The sequence below is a fragment of the Proteiniphilum saccharofermentans genome (assembly GCF_900095135.1).
GTDB classification, from domain to species: domain Bacteria; phylum Bacteroidota; class Bacteroidia; order Bacteroidales; family Dysgonomonadaceae; genus Proteiniphilum; species Proteiniphilum saccharofermentans.
Map to the genome: position 1 here is coordinate 2,277,559 of NZ_LT605205.1, position 21,942 is coordinate 2,299,500.

Genomic DNA, 21,942 nt, shown 5'->3' on the forward strand with positions numbered 1-21,942 from the left:
TTCAAATCGTCACACAACTAAAATTTCTCAAAACTGCGATCTACAAAAGATTTCAAAGAACTATTTTTTTATTTAAGTGCCCACTAATGAACGACGGAAGGAAATAAACCACTATGCTTTCGGCTTTCTCCAACGATGGAAATGCTACTGAAGTAATCATCGCATCCCTGTCTTCCAAATGAATACTTTGCACCTGTTTCAGGTGGGGAAAACTGATACCGCCCAACGGGCATTGCAGTGTGATGGCCTTTGTTACATTCTCCAGCCGGCTAAATATTACCTCTCCAAGCTTCGAATTTTTAAAGAATACCGATCCGGCCGACTGTAATTTAGGGAAGCTCACTTTTTCGATATTGGCTGCGGTTGAATAAATATCGCCGCCTACTTTTTCCAAAGCGTCGAAACCGGCCAATTCTGCCGCTGCAAAACTGGGATGGATCGTCAACGAGTAAGTGATCTCCTTCAGTTTTGCCAATGGGCCCAGATCCCTGATAGAGTCGGTACCGGTGGTGCTGCCGATGATCAGGCTTCCTCCGATGGCAGTAATATCGCTTGCCCCGAAAGCATCCACGTCGGCTTGTGTAGCCAGTATTACCGTTTCGTTCGCATCGATATGGCTCCGGATGACGCTGTATTTATAGCTTAGCTGCGTTGTACCGTCAAAAGCGGTTACGGCAAACAGTATTTCCTCGTCCCATTGGGTAATGTCCGCGGGATCGGGGTATATCGAAGCATTTTCACTCAATTTCACCGTCGCCGTGGCGCCTTTCAGCGATATACCTTCCGGTACCTTTACGGTGATGAGCCGCTCAGTAATTTCGGCATTAAAAACCGTCTCGCCTTGTTGTAAACTGAAAGACGTGATATAGCTGTCGGTACCTGCAAACGGATCATCTTCGTTAGTACAGGCCAACAAAACCAACAGGCTCACCATCAGCATGAAAAAGATATTTTTATAACTATATATTACATTCATTGCTTTATGCGTTTGATTGTTAGAAATTCAAGTTAGTAGGACATCCCGGTTCGGTAGATATCTCTCCAACCGCATTGCCTTTGGCCGCCATGCCTGTATGTACTTTCACAAAGTCGATGTGTGTCAGGTTTGCCGGTGATCCGTCGACCTGGATTGCATCTTCGATCCAGAAATGTCCGCTTGGGCGGTTGGGATCGGTATTGTAGTTATCCACATATCCCCAGGGAAAATCCCTGGCATAGACTATGCCTGTGGAAGAATCAATACTTGAAGCAAGACAGGTTCCCACCACCGTATAATAATCCTCCTCGATAAACATCGGGAAATAATAGTCCTGCGTATGGTACCCGTTATAATCTACCGAATTGGAACCGCCGAAATTGTCTGTCCACAATACATCTGCTTTTTTCTTGTTGGGCTTATAATAAGTAAGCGCGTAACGTTGACGGGTTTCAGATTTTCCTGTCTCGCTGCCTTTCAGTTCATACCATGTGTCGTCGGGTAACCCGTTCCCGTTTACATCCTGCATCACCCATACAATTCCGGGTTCACTCCATCCGGCAAAAGCATTTCCACCAATAAACAGGTCGGCTTTCTCTTCCACATTCCTGACACTATGGTCGAATCCGACGATCCAATAACCGCCGTAAGCACCGATATAAGGAGCGCCACCTCTGTTCAATGCATTTTGCAGATCATTTAAAGCACGGGTTTTTGTTGATCCTATCTGGTAGTTAATAAACTGTCCGGGGGCAGGGACATAATCGAAGGCCAGGGCCGCAGTGGCTTTGCTGGTTTCAGTTTTTTCCCGGAAGTAGGTACCTTCGGGTTTTGTACAGGTTACTTCAACCTCAGCTTTTGCCTGTGTGCTTTGCTCGGTAACCGTAATAAGATAAACCCTTTCGGTTGAGGGAGTAAAGGTAAAAAACTCCGAAGTTTCGGATTGGGTCACCCCATCCACCGTCCACTGGAATGTTCCCGGATCTTCTATATTGCAAATAACAGGGGCCAGTACGAGGCTTTTTCCGACAGGGACTGCCATCTTACGTAATTCATCTTTGTTGGTCACCGTCCGGTAATGCCCGTCATCAAAAAACAATTCCGGTTCGGGAACAGGCAGGTTTGTGATGGTGAATACTTTCAGGTCGGAGCCGTCTTCGGTCTCCACTTTTAATGAAAGCGTCTGGGAACCCAGTGAGACTTCGTTAAACACATACGTCTTTTCTTCCGATACAACCATACCGTTCAACTTCCATACATAGTGTGCTTCGTCGGCATACAGCACCTCGGCTGTAAGTTCGTTATCTTTCCCTGCATAAGCAATGAACATGGACGGCATATCGATCTCCGGAGGGAGTTTGTCGAGTACGCTCACTTTCACCTGTTGTTCGGCATATCCGTTCTCTGCATCGACACGGAAATTAACGAAATATTCGCCCGCATATTCACCCCCGAATTCGAACTCCTGCTCGGTTGAGATGATTTTACCATCCAATTTCCATGAATAGATGGGTTTCACAGCGTTCTCCACCGTGGCGGACAAGAGAACCGATTTCCCTTTCTTTACTTTATACTCCCCGTTTTCCGCCTCAATTTTAATGACCGGGGCGCCGAGATCTATCACGGGATCATCTTCTGAACAAGAGATGATAAAAACCGATAGAAGTGTAAGGAGTAACAGCTTCATTCCTGTTGTTTTGATCATAATTCCTACTATTTATATTTAAAGTTTTTGTAATATGATAATTCATTCAGGTCCCGCAAGTCGTATGATTAATTGTTTCCAGCTACCAGCGATGAAATCCCCTGCAACCGATACCTCGTAAATACGATATGCGCAGGAATTTCTCCCGTCACCACAGCCCATTTGCGTTTACCATACTTATCAAAACAATACAATACACCCGGACTGACATAATCCTTTGCATCGGTTACGTAAATATCCCTGTTTTCCGGGTGGACGGCGATACCATAGGGCGTTACAATCTGTTTGTCCGTCCTGTCCGTAATGAAATTACGGGATACCACTGTCTGTGTTTTTGTGTTGACAATTGCGTAGGTGATGGTGTTTCTCTGGGTGATATGGCTCCATTCAACACTGTACATATAGATAGAGTCTCCTATTGCTGTCATTTCAGAACAGGGCAGATTGAGTGATTTGGTCACCATATCGTTCTTTCCGATGATATAAGTATTGGAAGAGGTGTACTTGTAATCTCCCCGGGAACTTACATAGATATTGTGATCGCTATCGAGTTCCAACCGGTGCAGATTGATACCGACCGTTATCTTTTTCACTTCCCGGAAATTATCCAGGTCTATCACCGACACGGTATTGTCGTAGTCCGGCACACGGTAGCCTCCCGAATTGGCGACATATAGTTTATTATCCCGGATCACCATCTCTTCGGGTTGATACCCCACAGTAACACGCCCGACTTCTCTCATGGTTACGGTGTCTATTTTGACCACGCATCCGAGCGGTGCATCCGGTTCAATCTTTACCGGGCCGTTATAGGAACTCACATAGGCATATCCTTTGTCAAAAACGATATAACGACAGTTAGGTATCGTCAGGGAATTCACATGTTTCCCGGTTTTCACGTCCATCACCTCGATATATCCCGACACATTGATCACGGCATACAACTTGTCGCCATAGATCTGGATATCATTGCCTACATCGCCCAGCTCATGCGCTATGGTCGGATTAATGAGAGGATAAATATTCTGATAATAGTATCCCGACTCACTGTCGAAATAATCAATGGAGGCTTTGTTACTTCCCATATTGGCCTCGTTCAGCAGGAAAAATCCTTTTACAGGACCCGACTCTCCCGGCGCAACGGGGGTGACCACGGGCGGGATAAGTTCCTCTTCTTCACCCCTGCATGAGTCGAAAAGAATGAGGCCAATGATTAAAAGGGGCCACAAAATTTTATGTAAATCTATCTGCATCTGCAAAAAGTAGTTATAATGTAATGTTGAGAATAAATTTATAATTTGTACCCGGCATCGGGTAATTCAATACCACATCATAAGCCTGGTTAAACAGGTTATTCACTTCCACCGTTGCTTTCAAGTCTGACTTATTCCACCGGAACGAACGCCCCAATGCCAGATCGCTTGTGTACCACGGTTGCAGCCGGTTACGGGCAATATTGGCACTTCCGGTAAACCGTTCGCCGGTATAAATAAAACTGTATGACAGAGTCCATGAGCGGTAAGCAGCACTCAGAATTGCCGATCCGCTATGGGTCGGGATGTAAGCGATCTGTCCCTTGTAAGTGATGGTATCGCTCTCTACGGTGATAGGGCTGTAATCCTGTGCTTTCTGCCAGGTGTAGTTTAGTTGCGCATCGATGGTCAGTTCTTTACTGAACCGGTTCGTAGCCGAGAGTGACATATCTATGCCCTTTATCTTTACAAAGCCCACATTCATCATCGTCCACCGGAAATTCACTCCGCCGGGGACTGCCAGAAGCTTATCGGTCACTTCATTATAGTAGGCATCCACCTGTCCCTGCATATACAATGAAGGGGTGACATTTTTTGAATACAGGATACCTATATTGTGTTGCTTCGTAAATTCAGGCTTCAGGTAGGACGAGAGACTTCCCATGTAGGCCAGATGCATCTCGGCAAATGTAGGCATGCGGAATATATCCTTATAAAAAGCCCTCAGAAAAAGCTGCTCTTCATGAAACGGCTGCCATGAAGCCATCACGGTAGGTGTCACTTTTTGCCAGTCACGCTGGATATCCTTTTTATCTTCCCGGGTCGTTTCATGCACAAAAGTTCCCAGGATACTTGCCTGTATTTTCAGCCTTTGCAGGTCGAACGACGTTGCCGCCGCAATCCAGCCAGACCAGCGTTGCGGATAGATAAATTCCTTTATATCGGAATTCATTTTATTCCATTGAAAATCCGCAGAGATATTGGCCGTCCAAAAGGGGAGAATCCCGAACAGATTGGCCGACGAGATATAAAAATCGTGCAGCATATATGTGTTACGCAGTTTCTGTATCAGGGTATCGGACTCATAATAGAGGTAATCGTAGGCATACTTTCCGGATAGTCTGATCGAGTAGGAGTCTGTAATCCGTTTCCTTATGGATGTCTGCAGGAAGATATTCCGGTCTTTTTGGCGATCTTCGTGTTTAAAGCGTCCCGGTTCTTCTTTGACGATCGCTCCCGGATAACCTCGTTCCGAGGCATAAAAATAGAGACGTGTTTTCCATTCCCCGTCCTTTATTTTGCCGAACAGCGCCTGTTCCAGCCTGAACAATTGGATATCCCCGTTCTGCCGAACAGCGGTTGTATCATACCCGCCCCGGTCGTCCAGCTTATTATCCACTTTATACCTGAACTTATATTTTCCCGAAGAGTTGGTATAATCGAGGCTTAGGGAAGAAGATAATCTGTCTGAGAACTTTTGTTCCCAATATACCGATGGGTTGATCAGGTCAAAAGATCCTGTTTTAAATGTGAATTTTATATTACGTTTTTTTTCGCCTTCGAACGCCGGGATTTTCGCATTCATATAGATGGAACTGGCGGAGGCATAATCTTTGGCCGGTTGGAATATGGCGCTTTTCTGGCCGTTATAGAGCGACACGGCCTCTATATTATCCAGGGAATATCTACCTAAATCGACCACACCGTTTTGTGGGTTGTCAATCTCTATACCGTCATAAAACACTCCCACATGCTGGCTCCCCATGCTTCTCACATTCACTGTCTTAAGCCCACCGATCCCTCCGTAGTCTTTAAGTTGCACGCCGGAGAAATAGCGCAGGGCATCGGCTACCGAATGGGCACTCAGGTTTTCCAGGAGCTGACCCGACAGTGTCTGCACCGGGATCACATCCATTTGAATCCTTCGCGCCGACACCACGAGTTCCTCCAACGAATAGGTGGTGATGGAGTCGGTATCCTGCGCAGCAACGGAATTGACCACAAGAAGAACAGCGGCAATAAAGCCGGTTCTGACAATAATGAAAAATCTCATTTCGCCGGTTATTATTCGCTAATAAACAGCTTTGCGCGAGAAATGCACACATGAAGAGGGTATCTCCTTCCGGAATATAAAAATGATCGAGAACGGATATATAAGGAATGGTTCCTCCTGATGTAGTAAGCTCTAATCTCCGAAAGCTTAAAACTCTATATATTTCTGGCAGGTCTTCTGACTTACTCCCGTGTCTGAACGCCTTCCCATCCCGGTTTATCGGGACAGTGGCAATTGAGGTTTTTGTCCAGCACGTAAGCGGAGCTTACAGCAGCGGGTCTGTTCAGGATTTGCACCTGATTCCCTTTTCATCATTCATTTCGAAGCCGTGTGAAATGAATAACACCAAAATTCAAGGCAAAGATAGGTTATTCTTTTGGGATTTATTCAATAAATTTGTGAAAATGGTACAAGAATGTTGTTAAATCCCTGACTTGTGAAAATCCTCTATCATTTCTCTCAGACATCGGGGGTAAATGCCGTCGGAGTACATGGAGTCGATGCGAAATGCCAGATCAGTCATCTCTTCCACCTTATAACGGAATATTGCCATGTTTTTTTGGCGGATTAGTCTCCGTTTTGTTAGCCGTCATTTCCAGTGCCTGGATCAACTTGTAGCGGGTATCTTTCGGCAGGATAATCTCATCGATATATCCTTTTTCCGCAGCCCGGTAAGGATTGGCAAACAGCTCTTTGTATTCGCTCAGCGCTTTTTGCCGCTCCGTCTCGTCGGATGAACGATACAGGATATTCACCGCACCTGCTGCACCCATTACCGCAATCTCGGCATTCGGATAAGCTAAGTTCACGTCTGCTCCCGACTCTTTGGACGCCATGACAACATACGCGCCTCCGTACGCCTTACGCGTTATAAGTGTGATCTTCGGGACGGTCGCTTCCACATAGGCAAACACCACCTTGGCTCCGTGACGGATAATACCGTTATGCTCCTGGTCGCGTCCGGGAAGAAAACCCGGCACATCTTCGAAAGTAATGATAGGGATGTCGAAACAATCGCAGAAACGGATGAACCGTGCTGCTTTGTCCGATGCGTCGATATCCAGTACGCCGGCCAGATAAGCCGGTTGATTAGCCACAATCCCTACTGTGCGGCCCCCCATGCGGGCGAATCCTATCACGATATTTTGTGCGAATTGCGACATGATCTCGAAGAAGTAATGTTCGTCCACCACCTCTTCAATCAGTTTTTTCATATCATATGGAATATTCGGATCATCAGGGATCAGCGTCTGCAATTTGGGAGATTGTCGATAGATGCTGTCGTGTGTAGGCACTACCGGAGGATCTTCCATATTGTTGGAAGGGAGAAAACTCAGCAGTTCACGGATCATCATAAGCGTTTCTTCCTCGTCCTCGCCTACGAAATGAGCCACCCCGCTTTTGGATGCGTGAGTAGTTGCCCCGCCCAGCTCTTCCTTGGTCAGTTCTTCGTGTGTGACTGTTTTCACCACATCAGGACCGGTGACAAACATATAGCTTTTCTCTTTCACCATAAAGATGAAGTCGGTAAGTGCCGGAGAGTAGCAGGCGCCGCCGGCACAAGGGCCGAGGATAGCGGAAATCTGGGGTACGACTCCCGAAGCTTTGATATTCTGATAAAAAATATCTGAAAAGCCACTGAGTGCCATCACGCCTTCCTGAATGCGTGCACCCCCCGAATCGTTCAGGGCAATGATCGGCGCCCCGTTTTTCATCGCCAGCTTCTGTACCTTTACAATTTTATTGGCATTCGTGCGGCTCAGTGAACCGCCGTACACCGTGAAATCATAAGCATAGACATACACCAATCGTCCGTCTATCTTTCCGTAACCGGCCACTACGCCGTCGCCGGGGATACGGCTGTTCTGCATGCCATAGTGGTTACATTCGTGAAGTATGAATTTGTCGATTTCAACAAATGTATTATCGTCCAATAACATATCGATCCGTTCACGGGCTGTCTGTTTACCGGATTGCTTTTGTTTTTCGATCGCTTTCTCTCCACCGCCGGCTTCGGCAGCTTTGTTTTTTTCTTCAAAAGACTGATATATTTCCTGTAGTGTCATTGCTGTGATTTTTAATTGCTTTTAATTGGTTTTAAAAGATATGAGTAACTGATCGCGGGCTACGGAATCGCCTTCCTCTACGTGGATTTTGTCCACGATAGCATTCTGGGCCGCCGTATAAGTGCTCTGCATCTTCATGGCTTCCACCACAATAAGCGGATCACCCTGTTTTACTTCCATACCTTCGGAAACCATTATTTTTATGATCTTGCCCGGCATAGGGGAGGTAATGGTTTCCTGTGCTTCTTCCGGGGTGGATTGACGTCCTCTGATATATTTTTTCTGCGGATTTGACAGTTCGATGTCGAAATAACGAAAATTGGTGGTGATGGTATATTTCCCTTCCGAATGGCGTACCGATTCAGCGTTGTAGGAACGTCCTTCGTGAAGAATGGAACAGAATCCGCTCTCCGACATTACCACATCGATATCATATATTTTCCCGTCCACTGAGATTTCGACTCTGTTTCCATCTTTGGATATCAGTTCCACCTCACATGTCCTGTTGCCTATCTTTGCCTTCATACGATTATTTTATTTGCTTACATCAATGCATATGGAACATTTCAGAACCAAGACAAAAAATCTTGAATCTTAAATCTTGAATTTTGAATCTCATATCCTCAAAACTCCCTTTTGTTTACCGAATGCGCGCCAGCGACTTATGGGAAGATTATCGGCAGGCGATGATGAAGGTGCATCATTGCTGTTCACTATATGGTCTATATAGGCAGCGATGATGGCCATGTCTTCTATCTCGTTGTCATTGCCGCCACTTTCCTGCAGCTTCTTGCTATTGTCTTCGATAAAATGCGTGGTATAATTTCCTTTTACGAAATCACGTGTGTCCATAATGCGGCGAAGGTAATCGATATTGGTCTTTACCCCCGTGATTTTATATTCGTATAGCACACGGCGCATCCGCTCCAGCGCATAAATGCGGCTGGTTGCCCACACAATCAGTTTACCGAGCATCGAGTCGTAATAGACCGGGATTTCGTATCCATCGTAAATAAAACTGTCCACCCGCACACCTATGCCTTCGGGTGTTTGAATATGCCGGATAATACCGGGCGACGGTGCGAAGTTATTTTCAGGATCTTCAGCGCATATACGGCATTCAATGGCATGACCACGCTGATGTAAATGCTTCTGGCGTAAACGTAGTTTTTTTCCGTTGGCAATATGTATCTGTTCTTTTACCAGGTCAACGCCCAGTACCTCTTCAGTAATAGGATGTTCCACCTGGAGGCGGGTATTCATCTCCAGGAAATAGAAGTTCATATCGCCATCCACCAGAAATTCTATTGTACCGGCCCCGACATAGCCGATAGACCTGGCTGCCTTGACGGCGATGGCGCCCATGGCCTGACGGGTCTTGTCATCGATAAAAGGGGAGGGGCTTTCCTCCACGATCTTCTGGTGACGGCGCTGTACCGAGCATTCACGGTCGAACAGATGTATCACATTCCCGTGGGCATCACCCAAGAACTGTATTTCGATATGGTGAGGCGATTCGATATATTTTTCGATATATACCGAGTCGTTCCCGAATGAGGCCCTTGCTTCTGACTTTGCGGCTTCGTAGGCCTCGTACAATTGTTTTTCTTCATAGACCAGACGCATACCTTTACCGCCGCCTCCGGCCGTTGCTTTAATAATGACAGGAAGTCCTATCCTACGGCAGACACGGAACAGGTCCCTCGGCTTCAGGTCTTCCGATGTACCGGGCACCACAGGTACCTTGGCTTTTATCATCTGCCGGCGAGCCGATATCTTATCACCCATGGCTTCGATACTTTCTGCCGACGGGCCAATGAAAATAATACCCTCTTCCTTGCAACGACGTGCAAAATCGGCATTTTCACTCAGAAATCCGTATCCCGGATGAATAGCGTCTGCTTTGAACTGTTTTGCGGCTTTGATGATTTTATCGGCATTCAGATAGCTCTCCTGCGAAGAGGCCAGACCGATACATACCGCTTCGTCGGCATAAGAGACGTGCCTTGAGGTACGGTCGGCCTCGGAATAGACGGCCACCGTACGGATACCCATCTCTTTACATGTGCGCATCACACGCACAGCAATTTCGCCCCGATTTGCAATTAGAATTTTTTGTATCATCGTTAAAAAATGGAATTACACTTTATATACCTATTTCAATCTTTCATATGATTAAAAAATTTAGACACAAGAGCCAAGAATCAAGACACAAGACTAAACTAATGAGCTAATTGAATTTCCAATCATCACTACTTCCCGATAAATCGGGACAAGTTCCCGAAGGATCGGGACAAGTTATCCCGACTTGTCGGGATCGTTAATCAGTAAATCATCACATCAATCAAATTCCCGACTCTTGATTCTTACACTCATTTCAAAAGGAGTATAATTCAAACAAATCTTTTGTAATATTTGTTCTCAATGAGCACAATTCCAATTGAAAATAAAACAGCAAAATTATCAAATCTCCATCTCCAATTCTTTTTTCATGTCGAAATCACCGTCGTGAAGATACACTATTTCGAGGGTTTTTTCGTAATTGGTCGATTTTTTGGAAAAGAAATCGTGTTGTGTCGTTTCCACATTCAGCCCGTTCAGTACGATCGGGTTTACCTCATTGATTTCGTAGCGCGGCTCGAAGCCGAGGTTCATCAACGCCTTGTTGCCGTTATACCGGATATATTCCTTTACCTCGGCTCCGAGGCCGATATCGCTGTAGACATGATCGGTATACTTCATCTCGTTTTCATAAAGGATGTCCATCAGGGCGAGTAGATCAGCTTTGAGTTTTTCCTTTTTCTTTTCGTTGAAAGTATCGAATATCTCCTGTGCCAACAGCCCGACAAACACACCGTGGATGGATTCGTCGGCGATGATCTTCTTGATAATATCACAACTGGCGACCATCTGCCCTTGACCAGCCAGCCATAAGGGAAGGAAGAAGCCGCTGTAGAACAGGAATGTCTCAAGCATAACGGAAGCCACCAACGCCATATATACCTCTTCTTTCGATACATGCTCTTTGTCGAGCTTGCGGTAATAGCTATCGATCGTTTTGGCTTTGAACTGGAGTTGTTCATTGGTAGATGCCCATTCAAAAATGGCATCGATTTCGGTGGTGGAAGCCACTGTCGTAAAAATAGTGGAATAGGATTTGGCATGGATGGCTTCCATCATACACATATAGGAAAGTACCGATTTGTTTTGCAACCCCTCGATATTGTCGATCACCTTAGGCATACCGGTATGGCTCTGCAGGGTATCGAGCAGGGTCAATCCCCCCAATGCTTTTTTATATGCTTCGCGCAGTTCGGGCGAAAGCGATTTCCAGGAATCGATATCTTTTGAAGGGATATATTCGGTATCGATCCAGAACTGTTTCAGGTTTTGTTCCCAGAACATCTCTACGTAGTCGTTCTCGGGAGTATTCCAGTTGACGGCTTTAAATTGTTTCATTATGATTAATATTAGAGCCAAGAATCAAGAGCCAAGACACAAGACTATTCAGTCCTGTAATAGGAAGCAAAAGGGTTTTGCTAATGCTGGCCGTTGGTTCATGTTTGTTTTTTATAATATTGTTGTTTTTATTTTCGCGTGTGTCTTTGGAATATGACTGAGACTAAAGCGGAGACCTTTTAGATATTTTGTGGGGACCCATTGCTCGTGAGTAGCGTTAAAAGAGTAGCTGTTTGAGCGAAGCGAGTTCTACTCTTTTAGCGTAGCACGAGCTGTAATGGGTCACAAAATATCGTCAGTCGATGATTTAGTTGTAGTCATACCTCTTTGCAAAAATCAATTACACCGAGCAGGAGATACAGTCTTCGACTGTCGTTTTCCTTGTCCGGGTATAATACAATGATTTCAATCCCGCCTTATGGGCGTAGATATAGTACCGCGCCAGGTCGCGGGTCGTATGGCTGCTTTTGGTATGCAGTATGGTCGATATACCCTGATCCACATGCCGTTGGATCACCGAGATCAGCCTTATCACTTTCATCTGATCCATATCATATGCCGATTTGTAAAAGAAATAATTGTCGTTGGTGAGGTAAGGCATCGGATAGAACGAAGTGCTGTCGCCATATTCGCGCACCTCTATCGTATCCACCGCGGGCATTACCGAAGCGGTGGAACTCATGATATAGGAAGTCGACTGGTTGGGCGCTATCGCCAGCCGGTAGGCATGATACAGCCCGTGTTGCATTACCTGTTCTTTCAGGTTCTTCCACTCTTCGATCCCGGGAATACCGATCCCTTCGAATAACTCCTTTACCTTGTCGGTTTTAGGCAGATAATCCTGCCCGGTATATTTATCGAAGTATGTCCCTTTGGCGTATTCCGACTTGTCAAAATCCTTAAAGACGATTCCTTTTTCGCGGGCGATCTCCATGGAACGCTCCAGCGAATAGAAATTCATCATCATGAAAAACACGTTGCAGAAGTCGAGCGCCTCGGTACTTTCGTACGAAATAAAATTCTTGGCAAACAACCCGTGCAGGTTCATTGCTCCCAGTCCCACGCTGTGCAGCTCTTCGTTGGCTTTTTTGATGGAGGGGACAATTGCGATATCCGAGATATCCGAAACAACCGTCAGGGAGCTGATGGCGGTCTTCACCGCTTCCCTGATCCGTTTGTTATCCATCACGGTCACGATGTTCAGCGAACCCAGGTTACAGGAAATACCGCGGCGGATCACATCCTCCTCGTAATAATCGTTGATCTCCGATACTTCCGACAATTGCATTATCTCTGTGCACAGGTTGGAGAATTTCACTTCACCGATATCTTTCAACGCATGCCCGCGGTTGGCATTGTCCTTGAAGAAGAGATAAGGATAACCGCTCTCTTTCTGTGTCTGGGCGATCTTTACCAGCATCAGGCGGGCATTGAGCCTTTTCTTCCTTACTTTGGGGTTATCGACCAGTTCGGTATACATTACATTGATATCCATATCGTCGAGGTACTGCCCGTATGCCTGAAACACGGTATGCGGATAGAACACATAGAACGGCTCATCCTTTTTGGCAAGCTCCATGAACTTGTCGGGAACCACTACGCCGATGGAGAGGGATTTGATACGCACTTTCTCATCCACGTTGATCTTTTTACAATCGAGGAATTCCTCGATATCGGAGTGGAATACATTGAGGTAAACCGCCCCGGCGCCCGGCCGTTGCCCTAATTGGTTGGCATAGGAGAACACATCCTCTAAAAGCTTCATCACCGGCAATACGCCGCTGGCACGGCCTTCCACTCCTTTTATCGCTTCCGAACGTCCGCGCAGCTTGGAGAGATTAAGCGAAACACCACCGCCGATGGACGAAAGTTTCATGGAAGAATTAATCCCGTAACCGATCCCGTTCAGGCTGTCGCCGATCTCGTCGAGGAAGCACGACACCAACTCTCCCGAGCGTTTTTTGCCGGCATTCAGGAAGGTGGGGGTGGCGGGTTGGTATTCCTGATTGATAAACAATTCGGCATACTCCATTGCCTTATTTATATCGCCACGGCCGAGATAAAGCGCAGCACATGCCAACCGGTCCTCATACCGTTCCAGAAATTTCTCCCCGCTATCATCCCGCAGGGCATAATTCTGGAAGAATTTGAACGCACTGATATAGGACGGAAAACGGAATTTCTTCTCGTACATCAGGCTGTACACCTCTTTGATCTCGTCGAAGGAATACCATTCCAGCAAATTCTCGTAATAGTTGTTTTCGATCAGGTAATCTATCTTTTCTTTCAACGTATAGAAAAATACGGTGTTTTTATTGACATATTCGAGAAAATAGGAGCGTACCGCCTCTTTGTCCTTCTCGAACTGAAACTCATCGTCCTTTTTCACCATTACCTGGTTGTTGAGCAATATCCAGTTTTTTACTTTCATTTAATTAAAATTTAGAGCCAGGAATCAAGACTGATTGAAATTATGAGTTATAAATTATAATTTATTAATTCCCAATTAATTATAAAATCATGAACCTTCAAATCATCCCATTATCACATCAATATATTGATCCTTATGCCCGTTTGTATAATTTCTATTTTTATTACAGGCACACTGCTTACATAACCAGTGCCTGTAGTTGTGCCTTATAGGCATTAACTTTCTCTATATAGGCGTTTACATCCCGTTCCAATCCCGACAGTTCGAATTTCAGCAAGAGCGGTATCCCGTATCTCGTCGCAATCTTGTCGGCTGCCACGGCAAAGTTCGCACCCCAGTTCATATTCCCGCTCGACGAGACGGTTAAGATAAACGGGGAGTTCGCCTGCATGAAACGCCCAGTAGAGTAGGGTACCTGACCTATCTTAGTAGTATAGGTAATAAGGTGACCGGGGCTTGAAACGATCAAATCTTCAGATATTTTCAGGCATTGCCATCCGGTTCTTGCTGATACCTTACGCACAAAACGTTCCACATTGCCCGTTCTGCTATCGTAATAGATTGTCATAGTTGTGCTACCATTGTATTCAACTTCTCCGGATCATAACCCACAATGCGTACTAATTCCTCGCTCCCATCAACCAGGATAGTAGTGGGAACAGAACGTATTTTATATTTCATTGCCAGTTCCGGACTGTTAAACGGGTTGACAGCTTCAAAAGCAATGTTCTTATCTTCAAGGAATCTCGACACCATCAGGCACGGATTGCAATCTTCTTTTTCAAATTTGACGATCTTTCTCATTTTGATGCAATTTTACAGGTTATTAAACAGCCCATATATGCACAACACATCCTGTCATGCATGGGATAAACAAACATCGGATTGAATTTTTTACTTCTGAACTATTTTTTTAAGTCACATGAATAGTAGATAAGTTTTCTTATTCTACAACTTAATAAAAAACAGTTTAGCTTTATTGCACATTTCCTTTATAAACCCGAAAGAAAATTTATTTCTTGTTTTGGCAGGTCTTCTGACTTACTCTGTTTCCGGCGGCCTTCCCTTTACATATAATAAAAGTGGCAAAAAGAATTGCAGAAACGCTTGAATGAGTTTACAGCAGCGGGTTCTGTTCAGGATTTGCACCTGATTCCCTTTTCATTCCGGTCACGAGGACTCGTAATCGGAACACCAAAATGTCCAACAAATATCGAATAAAAAAACGGAATAGATACTTAAAACGGAATATATTTTTCTATGGAATATCGATAAAGTTTATCAAAATGGAAAATTTTTCAATTTAAAATTGGAGTAAAGTTTTCCATTTTTAAAATTACAGGGCGATTTTATTTTTCCAAGTCTTCTGTTTTGTAAAAATTGCGGATCGTTTTCTGAGTTATTGTTGCCTGCTTTCCAGATATCTGATCAATGCTTCGCTTTTCTCTTTTTCCAGTTTCAGCTGTTCTATATCCAGCAGCAAGGAGGAGAGTTCGAACGAGTCGCTGACACCTTTTTTAGCGGCGTCGGTCATTTTGACTGTGATGGTACGGTTACCAATAAATTGAACGGTGAGTGGTTGATCGCGGAAGGTATAGATGAATCCGGCGACTCCGTTTTCACTGCCCCCACTATAACGGACAATCTCATAAGCTCTGTCCAGGGTATTAAAACGGTAATTCAATCCGTCGGAAGTGACGGGGAGGGTCTCTACAAAATTACCGTCGTCGGTAGTTATTTTGATTTTGTTATGCTTGATGTGGCTTCCTGAAAGGATACTTTCGATAAAGAGTATTCCTTTTTCCCTCACACCCGAACGGAGTCCATTTCGACTCAGGGAAGAGTGATAGGGGTATGCTTTGGGGTAATACTCTCCAAACTCCTGGTACCGCTCATCCCGTACATAATCGAAAAGGTTGAGCTTCTCTTTGAGTTCGGAATATTTCTCATTCAGCATCGAGTCGCAATAGACAATATTCCGCCTGTTTTCCGCCATGCGTATCTCCTGCATAAGCGTGAACCCGGCGTTGATTTCATCAAAAGATTTAGGAAAAAGAATTTTAATGCTGTCAATCTTCAACTTGGCCAGCGGATAATTGCCTTCCTGATATGCTTTTCCCGCCTGGGAAAGATATTCTTTCGCCCCCCTGTTTTTCCCCGAACAGGAAAAAAGGAGAAGTACAGAAAGGAACAGTACAGTGGTCTGAAAAGAAAAACGCATCTCAATAATAGCATTTTATGAGCACGGAAGATCGCCCCCCGGCCTTGTTTACCTCTGCAAAATTACAAATATATTCCTCATCAAAAGCTGTTATAAAGCACAATTATTGTAATTTTGCAATTCGTAACAGATAATACGCTGTAATGTAATTACTTCGGCAGGACAACTATTCCACAGTCCGTAAAGGGAACCCTTTGCTTTAATGGCAGGGACAGGCGGCAAGTTACGAAAAACCAGACATATAAAAAATTATTTATGGAGATATTGCAGGAAGAGATACAGGCGCACCTAAACAAAAAGATTTTCAAATTGATTTCAGAAACAGCCGATGAAATGGGAGTGGCATGTTATCTGATCGGTGGTTATGTACGTGATTTCTTTCTATACCGCCCGTCGAAAGATATCGACGTGGTGGCTGTCGGCCAGGGGATCGAGTTGGCAAAAGCAGTATCTGAAAAACTGGGCAAGAAAAGCCGGATTTCCGTTTTCAAAAACTTTGGTACAGCACAGATAAAGTACAAAGAGTACGAAATTGAGTTCGTGGGTGCCAGGAAAGAATCTTACCGTCTGGATTCGCGTAAACCTATCGTGGAAGACGGCACTTTGGAAGATGACCAGCGGAGGCGTGATTTCACCATCAATGCCATGGCTTTCTGCCTGAACGGGAACCGATACGGAGAACTGCTGGATCCTTTTAACGGGATTCAGGACCTGGAAGATTTGGTTATACGCACACCTCTCGATCCGGACATCACTTTCAGCGACGATCCCTTGCGGATGATGCGTGCCATCCGGTTTGCCAGCCAACTCGGGTTCGATATCTATCCCGACACATTTGATGCTATCGGCCGCAATAAAGAACGTATATCTATCCTCTCGATGGAGCGGGTGATTGATGAACTCAACAAAATCATTCTCTCGCCCAAGCCCTCCGTGGGATTCATCCTATTGGAAAAAGCCGGCCTCCTCGATATCATCTTCCCTGAGCTGACAGCGTTGAAGGGAGCCGAAACCAAAGACGGGGTAGGGCACAAGGACAATTTTTACCATACCCTTACTGTATTGGACAATATCGCACGGCAGACAGATAACCTTTGGCTGCGTTGGTCAGCCCTTCTCCACGACATCGCCAAGCCTGTCACAAAAAGGTGGGATCCACGGCTCGGATGGACATTCCATAACCATAATTATATAGGTGAAAAGATGGTGCCTAAGATCTTCCGGAGAATGAAGCTGCCCCAGAATGAAAAGATGAAGTATGTGCAGAAAATGGTTTCACTCCATATGCGTCCCATGCAACTGGTGGAAGAGGAGGTGACAGACTCTGCGGTACGGCGCCTGTTGTTTGATGCCGGGGATGATATCGACGACCTGATGACACTTTGCGAGGCCGATATCACATCGAAGAATCCGGAAAAGGTACGCCGGTTTCTCAACAACTTCAAGGTTGTGCGAAGAAAACTGGAAGAGATAGAGGAGAAAGACCGGGTACGCAATTTCCAGCCTCCGGTGGATGGAAATGAAATCATGGAGATCTTCGGTCTCCCGCAATGCCGGGAGATAGGGCTCCTTAAATCAGCCATCAAGGAAGCGATATTGGAAGGGGAAATACCTAACGAGAGGGAGGCCGCTTTTCAGTTTATGCTAAAAAAGGCTGCGGAAATGGGGTTAAGGCTAAGTGAAGAATGAAGAATGAAGAGTGAAGAGTGAAGAATGAAGAGTGAAGAGTGAAGAATGAACTTTTTGACCCGTAAAATGTTGTAGTGGGGTAAATTTCTTAGGTTATATCAATTTTATACATTCTCACAAATGGAAGTAAATTCCGCGTTTTGGATAGGATTCATCATCCTCATTATCGTATTATTATTGCTCGACATGTTTGCCTTTCACAAAAAAGGTGAAGTGGTCAACGTGAAGAAAGCTTTGTGGCTGAGTTTTTTTTGGATTTCCCTCGCACTTATTTTTAATGCGGGGATTTATTTTGTCTTCGGTAAAGAACCGGCACTCGAATTTTTCACGGCCTATCTGATTGAAAAATCATTGAGTGTGGACAATCTTTTTGTCTTCATACTCATTTTCACTTCATTCAAGATTGCCCCCAAATATCAGCATGATGTACTCTTCTGGGGCATTCTGGGTGCTTTGGTCTTCAGGGCTATCTTTATTTTTGCGGGAATTGCGCTGTTGGAACGTTTTGCATGGATCATGTATGTGTTCGGAGGCTTCCTGGTGATTACCGGAATAAAAATGGTAGTGGACTTTATCCATAAAAAAAGAGAGGAAGAGAAAGAAGAAGAAAAAGACCTGAACAATAGCTGGTATGTAAAACTCACCCGTAAAATCATTCCCATGACGAATGACCTCTCGGTACCGAAATTCTTCAGGAAGGTAGACAACAGGGTGGTGGCCACACCTTTTTTCCTGGCGTTGGTGGTGATAGAGGTGACCGACCTGGTATTCGCAATTGACTCTATTCCTGCCGTATTGGCTGTTTCCACCGATATGTTCATCGTCTATACATCCAACATCTTTGCGATCCTCGGACTTCGCTCGCTCTATTTTGCACTAAGAGGTGTGATGGATTATTTCTACTATTTGAAGTATGCGCTGAGTGCCATCCTTCTTTTCATAGGGGCCAAGATGATGTTCAATCATTACGCCCACACACAGGGAGTGGATTTTCATATTCCTACCACTGCTTCATTGCTGATCATAATGACATTGATTGTGGTATCGGTTGCAGCTTCCATCATCAGAAGCAAACAATTAGAAAAGACACGGCAATAAATTTTATTTGGGTGCGGATGCAGAGGCCAGTTTACCTGCACTGTGCCGAGTGCCGCCAGAAAATCCACATAGTGAAAAGACCTTAATCTTTCACATTCATTACTTTTTCTGCGATAATTTTTATTACTTTGCAGTTTATTTGGAAAAAGTGCTTTTTCTGTGTTTTCACACTCACTATCTGTAACTCGTATGACAGGCAAAAAAAAGGTATCTACAGCCCGATTCTTAAATGCTAAGATCACATCCACAATCAGTATATCACTGGTTTTGGTGTTGCTGGGAATCACCATACTGATCCTTTTCATGGGGAATGGATTGTCACGATTTGTAAAAGAAAACATGAGTTTTAACGTGATGCTCTCTTCGGAGGTGTCAGACGCCGAGATATCGAAGATCAGGAATAATCTGGATGCACAGCCGTTTGTTAAATCATCACGGTTTATCAGCAAGGAAGAGGCCAAAGAGCAACTTATCAAGGACCTGGGAGAAGATCCTGAAGAACTGCTGGGATATAATCCTGCACAGGATTGTATTGAGATTTTTCTCCATTCGGAATATGCCAACAGCGACAGTATCATGGTCATCAATAAAGTGATCCGGCAGAACAGCAATGTGACGGACCTGCTCTACCAGCAGGAGGCGGTCGACCTGATCAACGACAACCTCTCGAAAGTGATGACTGTCTTATTGATCCTTGCCGCCGTGCTGTTATTGATCTCTTTCACGCTCATCCGCAATACCATTCGTCTGAGTGTGTACTCAAAACGGTTTCTCATTAACACAATGAAATTGGTGGGAGCGACAGGCCGCTTCATCAGAAGGCCGTTCGTGATAAATAATATTTTCACAGGTATCATTGCGGGCATCATCGCAGACCTCATCATTTTTGGCATCATCACCTATTTCACCAGGGAGTATGCCGAAATACAACCTATTATCAGTTCTATGGAATTGATTATCATATTCTCTATCGTGATCTTGTTGGGAGTAATTATCTCCACAATAGCTACGACTTTTGCCGTCAACAGATATGTGAAAATGAAATCAGACCAGTTATATTACGTATAAAAACTATCACACAATATGTCTCAAAAAAGTATTGCATTAAGTAAAACAAACCTGATCATCTGTGGCATCGCCATCCTTCTTATCATTGCAGGTTTCCTGCTGATGACCGGACCGGCCACCACACTCGAAGGCGGATTTGAACCCGATATTTTCAGCGCCAGGCGTATAAAACTGGCACCTGTCGTTTGCCTTTCCGGTTTTGTATTGATGGTGGTGGGCATTCTGTATCCTTCGAAAGAAAAAAGCAGCACATCCGGAAAATAAAATTATTGCCGGATACTGCAAAATATATTATAAATGAGCATATTAGAAGCAATTATTATTGCCATCGTAGAGGGGCTCACAGAGTTTCTTCCTGTATCATCCACCGGGCATATGATCATCACCCAGGCATTACTGGGAATGGAGAGTACTGATTTTGTGAAAGCATTTACGGTGATCATTCAGTTTGGCGCGATCCTTTCGGTCGTAGTTCTCTACTGGAAACGTTTTTTTCGGCTGAACCCGATCGTGGTTTTTGATAAAGAAGCTGTGCACGGCATGTCTGCCGCGAAAAAGGGATGGACTTACCTCACCCGATTCATTTACAAATTCGATTTTTACTGGAAACTGTTTATCGCCGTGGTTCCCGCCGGGATCATCGGTTTGCTTCTTGGTGACCAGATCGATGCGTTACTTGAAAATGTCACTGTGGTAGCTGTGATGCTCGTGTTGGGCGGTATTTTCATGCTATTTGTGGATAAATGGTTCAACAACCCGTCGCAGGGGCAGTCAATAGGATGGAAAAGGGCACTTACGATAGGTTTTTTCCAGTGTATCGCCATGATTCCCGGTGTATCGCGTTCCATGGCTACCATCGTCGGGGGGATGACCACTAAACTCAGCCGCAGGAATGCTGCAGAGTTCTCATTCTTTCTGGCGGTTCCCACTATGGCGGCAGCGGCAGGGTATAAGTTGTACCAACTGCTGAAAGATCCCGTCAGCACCGCGATGCTGAAAGATAATATCTTAATGCTTGTTATCGGTAATGTAGTAGCATTCATAGTGGCAATCCTGGCTATCCGCTTTTTTATCGATTTTCTCACCCGTTACGGGTTTAAGGCATTTGGTGTGTACCGCATCATCGTAGGCACCATATTGCTTATATTAGTTTTCTCAGGGGTAAGCCTGACCATGGTATAAAAAATATGGATTTTATCGAAGGTGAAATTTTATATATCGATAAACCGTTACACTGGACTTCCTTCCGGGTGGTCCGGGTTGTCCGTGCCAAGATATGCCGCAGGCTGGGAATAAAGAAACTGAAGGTAGGACATGCAGGTACGCTTGATCCGCTCGCCACAGGGGTAATGATCCTCTGCACCGGCAGGAAAACAAAACTTATAGAGGCTTTACAGGCTGAAACAAAAGAATATATCGCACATGTCCGCCTCGGAGCCACTACCCCCTCGTTCGATCTTGAAACGGAAGTCGATGCCGAATATCCGACAACCCATATCACCAGAAAAATGGTGGAGGATGTACTTCACCGTTTCACCGGTACCATAGAACAGGTTCCACCTGTTTTTTCCGCAGTCAAGGTCGATGGAAAAAGGGCATATGAGTTAGCCAGAAAAAATAAAGATATTGAACTAAAACCCAAATTATTGGTTATAGATGATATCGAATTGATTTCTTATAACATGCCGGATATCACCATCCGTGTGGTATGCAGTAAGGGCACCTACATAAGAGCGTTGGCCAGGGATATCGGGATAGCGCTGGATAGTGGTGCGCATCTTACTGGCTTACGGCGTACAAGGGTAGGGGACATAACAGTGGATAACTGTCTTAATATGGATGATATTGATCATTTTTTTAATGAAAATATTCCTCAAGCAACACAAGAAAACAGATAAAATATAATTGATACAGGATTTTTTT

General features: G+C 44.9%; 19 protein-coding genes and 2 riboswitches. Of the genes, 6 read left to right on the top strand and 13 right to left on the bottom strand.

Translation table 11 applies throughout. From position 1 onward, the window contains the following. Positions 1-52 precede the first annotated feature (52 nt). From PSM36_RS08905 to PSM36_RS08960, 13 genes are all read right to left on the bottom strand, one after another. Entirely contained in the window at positions 53-976 is a 924-nt protein-coding gene (locus PSM36_RS08905; protein ID WP_076930609.1) for a hypothetical protein, read from the bottom strand. 19 nt (positions 977-995) lie between these two features. Next, entirely contained in the window at positions 996-2,681 is a 1,686-nt protein-coding gene (locus PSM36_RS08910; protein ID WP_076930610.1) for a PKD-like domain-containing protein, read from the bottom strand. A 68-nt stretch (positions 2,682-2,749) separates the two neighbouring features. Continuing rightward, entirely contained in the window at positions 2,750-3,934 is a 1,185-nt protein-coding gene (locus PSM36_RS08915; protein WP_076930611.1) for a YncE family protein, read from the bottom strand. 13 nt (positions 3,935-3,947) lie between these two features. Further along, positions 3,948-5,987 carry a TonB-dependent receptor gene (locus PSM36_RS08920; protein WP_076930612.1) on the bottom strand — a complete coding sequence of 680 codons (2,040 nt, stop codon included), beginning with the start codon at positions 5,985-5,987 and terminating at the stop codon, positions 3,948-3,950. A 150-nt stretch (positions 5,988-6,137) separates the two neighbouring features. Next, positions 6,138-6,352, bottom strand: a riboswitch (cobalamin riboswitch). Positions 6,353-6,408: 56 nt separating this feature from the next. Beyond that, positions 6,409-6,540: a hypothetical protein gene (locus tag PSM36_RS17800; RefSeq protein ID WP_262503446.1), complete on the bottom strand. Its 132-nt coding sequence runs from the start codon at positions 6,538-6,540 to the stop codon at positions 6,409-6,411. Then, positions 6,521-8,053, bottom strand: coding sequence for an acyl-CoA carboxylase subunit beta (locus PSM36_RS08925; protein WP_076930613.1), 1,533 nt, complete (start codon positions 8,051-8,053; stop codon positions 6,521-6,523). Before PSM36_RS08925 ends, PSM36_RS17800 begins: the two co-directional genes overlap by 20 nt. A 21-nt stretch (positions 8,054-8,074) precedes the next feature. Next, a complete protein-coding gene (locus PSM36_RS08930; protein WP_019540608.1) occupies positions 8,075-8,578 on the bottom strand; it encodes an acetyl-CoA carboxylase biotin carboxyl carrier protein subunit in 504 nt (167 codons plus the stop codon). A gap of 90 nt (positions 8,579-8,668) precedes the next feature. Further along, positions 8,669-10,177 carry an acetyl-CoA carboxylase biotin carboxylase subunit gene (gene accC / locus PSM36_RS08935; RefSeq protein WP_076930614.1) on the bottom strand — a complete coding sequence of 503 codons (1,509 nt, stop codon included), beginning with the start codon at positions 10,175-10,177 and terminating at the stop codon, positions 8,669-8,671. Between the two features lie 339 nt (positions 10,178-10,516). After that, the gene (gene nrdF, locus PSM36_RS08940) at positions 10,517-11,512 is read right to left on the bottom strand and encodes a class 1b ribonucleoside-diphosphate reductase subunit beta (protein WP_076930615.1); all 996 of its coding nucleotides are present in this window, start codon (positions 11,510-11,512) and stop codon (positions 10,517-10,519) included. Positions 11,513-11,852: 340 nt separating this feature from the next. After that, entirely contained in the window at positions 11,853-13,943 is a 2,091-nt protein-coding gene (gene nrdE, locus PSM36_RS08945; protein WP_076930616.1) for a class 1b ribonucleoside-diphosphate reductase subunit alpha, read from the bottom strand. A gap of 178 nt (positions 13,944-14,121) precedes the next feature. Continuing rightward, positions 14,122-14,511 (bottom strand): class Ib ribonucleoside-diphosphate reductase assembly flavoprotein NrdI, encoded by a 390-nt coding sequence (gene nrdI / locus PSM36_RS08950; RefSeq protein ID WP_076930617.1) that lies wholly within the window; start codon positions 14,509-14,511, stop codon positions 14,122-14,124. Beyond that, on the bottom strand, positions 14,508-14,747 hold the full coding sequence (locus PSM36_RS08955) for a thioredoxin family protein (RefSeq protein ID WP_076930618.1): 240 nt from the start codon (positions 14,745-14,747) through the stop codon (positions 14,508-14,510). The genes nrdI and PSM36_RS08955 overlap by 4 nt, the downstream gene beginning before the upstream one ends. Before the next feature lie 205 nt (positions 14,748-14,952). Further along, positions 14,953-15,157, bottom strand: a riboswitch (cobalamin riboswitch). A gap of 185 nt (positions 15,158-15,342) precedes the next feature. After that, the gene (locus tag PSM36_RS08960) at positions 15,343-16,164 is read right to left on the bottom strand and encodes a hypothetical protein (protein ID WP_076930619.1); all 822 of its coding nucleotides are present in this window, start codon (positions 16,162-16,164) and stop codon (positions 15,343-15,345) included. Between the two features lie 255 nt (positions 16,165-16,419). Here PSM36_RS08960 and PSM36_RS08965 point away from each other — a divergent pair, with 255 nt between their 5' ends. From PSM36_RS08965 to truB, 6 genes are all read left to right on the top strand, one after another. Beyond that, positions 16,420-17,853 (top strand): CCA tRNA nucleotidyltransferase, encoded by a 1,434-nt coding sequence (locus tag PSM36_RS08965; protein WP_076930620.1) that lies wholly within the window; start codon positions 16,420-16,422, stop codon positions 17,851-17,853. 120 nt (positions 17,854-17,973) lie between these two features. Then, on the top strand, positions 17,974-18,951 hold the full coding sequence (locus PSM36_RS08970) for a TerC family protein (RefSeq protein ID WP_076930621.1): 978 nt from the start codon (positions 17,974-17,976) through the stop codon (positions 18,949-18,951). Positions 18,952-19,140: 189 nt separating this feature from the next. Then, positions 19,141-20,019 carry a cell division protein FtsX gene (locus PSM36_RS08975; protein WP_076932153.1) on the top strand — a complete coding sequence of 293 codons (879 nt, stop codon included), beginning with the start codon at positions 19,141-19,143 and terminating at the stop codon, positions 20,017-20,019. 15 nt (positions 20,020-20,034) lie between these two features. Next, positions 20,035-20,283: a DUF3098 domain-containing protein gene (locus PSM36_RS08980; protein WP_076930622.1), complete on the top strand. Its 249-nt coding sequence runs from the start codon at positions 20,035-20,037 to the stop codon at positions 20,281-20,283. 33 nt (positions 20,284-20,316) lie between these two features. Beyond that, positions 20,317-21,201 (top strand): undecaprenyl-diphosphate phosphatase, encoded by an 885-nt coding sequence (locus PSM36_RS08985; protein ID WP_076930623.1) that lies wholly within the window; start codon positions 20,317-20,319, stop codon positions 21,199-21,201. A gap of 5 nt (positions 21,202-21,206) precedes the next feature. After that, the gene (gene truB, locus PSM36_RS08990) at positions 21,207-21,917 is read left to right on the top strand and encodes a tRNA pseudouridine(55) synthase TruB (protein ID WP_076930624.1); all 711 of its coding nucleotides are present in this window, start codon (positions 21,207-21,209) and stop codon (positions 21,915-21,917) included. The last annotated feature ends 25 nt before the right edge of the window (positions 21,918-21,942 follow it).

What these genes read in the sequence shown, in the direction of transcription:
- nrdI (WP_076930617.1), bottom strand. Translation starts at nt 14,511, where the DNA reads ATGACAATCTATTACGATAGCAGAACGGGCAATGTGGAACGTTTTGTG.
- PSM36_RS08915 (WP_076930611.1), bottom strand. Translation starts at nt 3,934, where the DNA reads ATGCAGATAGATTTACATAAAATTTTGTGGCCCCTTTTAATCATTGGC.
- PSM36_RS08980 (WP_076930622.1), top strand. Translation starts at nt 20,035, where the DNA reads ATGTCTCAAAAAAGTATTGCATTAAGTAAAACAAACCTGATCATCTGT.
- truB (WP_076930624.1), top strand. Translation starts at nt 21,207, where the DNA reads ATGGATTTTATCGAAGGTGAAATTTTATATATCGATAAACCGTTACAC.
- PSM36_RS17800 (WP_262503446.1), bottom strand. Translation starts at nt 6,540, where the DNA reads ATGGCAATATTCCGTTATAAGGTGGAAGAGATGACTGATCTGGCATTT.
- PSM36_RS08955 (WP_076930618.1), bottom strand. Translation starts at nt 14,747, where the DNA reads ATGAGAAAGATCGTCAAATTTGAAAAAGAAGATTGCAATCCGTGCCTG.
- PSM36_RS08925 (WP_076930613.1), bottom strand. Translation starts at nt 8,053, where the DNA reads ATGACACTACAGGAAATATATCAGTCTTTTGAAGAAAAAAACAAAGCT.
- PSM36_RS08920 (WP_076930612.1), bottom strand. Translation starts at nt 5,987, where the DNA reads ATGAGATTTTTCATTATTGTCAGAACCGGCTTTATTGCCGCTGTTCTT.
- PSM36_RS08960 (WP_076930619.1), bottom strand. Translation starts at nt 16,164, where the DNA reads ATGCGTTTTTCTTTTCAGACCACTGTACTGTTCCTTTCTGTACTTCTC.
- PSM36_RS08930 (WP_019540608.1), bottom strand. Translation starts at nt 8,578, where the DNA reads ATGAAGGCAAAGATAGGCAACAGGACATGTGAGGTGGAACTGATATCC.
- nrdE (WP_076930616.1), bottom strand. Translation starts at nt 13,943, where the DNA reads ATGAAAGTAAAAAACTGGATATTGCTCAACAACCAGGTAATGGTGAAA.
- PSM36_RS08905 (WP_076930609.1), bottom strand. Translation starts at nt 976, where the DNA reads ATGAATGTAATATATAGTTATAAAAATATCTTTTTCATGCTGATGGTG.
- accC (WP_076930614.1), bottom strand. Translation starts at nt 10,177, where the DNA reads ATGATACAAAAAATTCTAATTGCAAATCGGGGCGAAATTGCTGTGCGT.
- PSM36_RS08975 (WP_076932153.1), top strand. Translation starts at nt 19,141, where the DNA reads ATGACAGGCAAAAAAAAGGTATCTACAGCCCGATTCTTAAATGCTAAG.
- nrdF (WP_076930615.1), bottom strand. Translation starts at nt 11,512, where the DNA reads ATGAAACAATTTAAAGCCGTCAACTGGAATACTCCCGAGAACGACTAC.
- PSM36_RS08985 (WP_076930623.1), top strand. Translation starts at nt 20,317, where the DNA reads ATGAGCATATTAGAAGCAATTATTATTGCCATCGTAGAGGGGCTCACA.
- PSM36_RS08965 (WP_076930620.1), top strand. Translation starts at nt 16,420, where the DNA reads ATGGAGATATTGCAGGAAGAGATACAGGCGCACCTAAACAAAAAGATT.
- PSM36_RS08970 (WP_076930621.1), top strand. Translation starts at nt 17,974, where the DNA reads ATGGAAGTAAATTCCGCGTTTTGGATAGGATTCATCATCCTCATTATC.
- PSM36_RS08910 (WP_076930610.1), bottom strand. Translation starts at nt 2,681, where the DNA reads ATGATCAAAACAACAGGAATGAAGCTGTTACTCCTTACACTTCTATCG.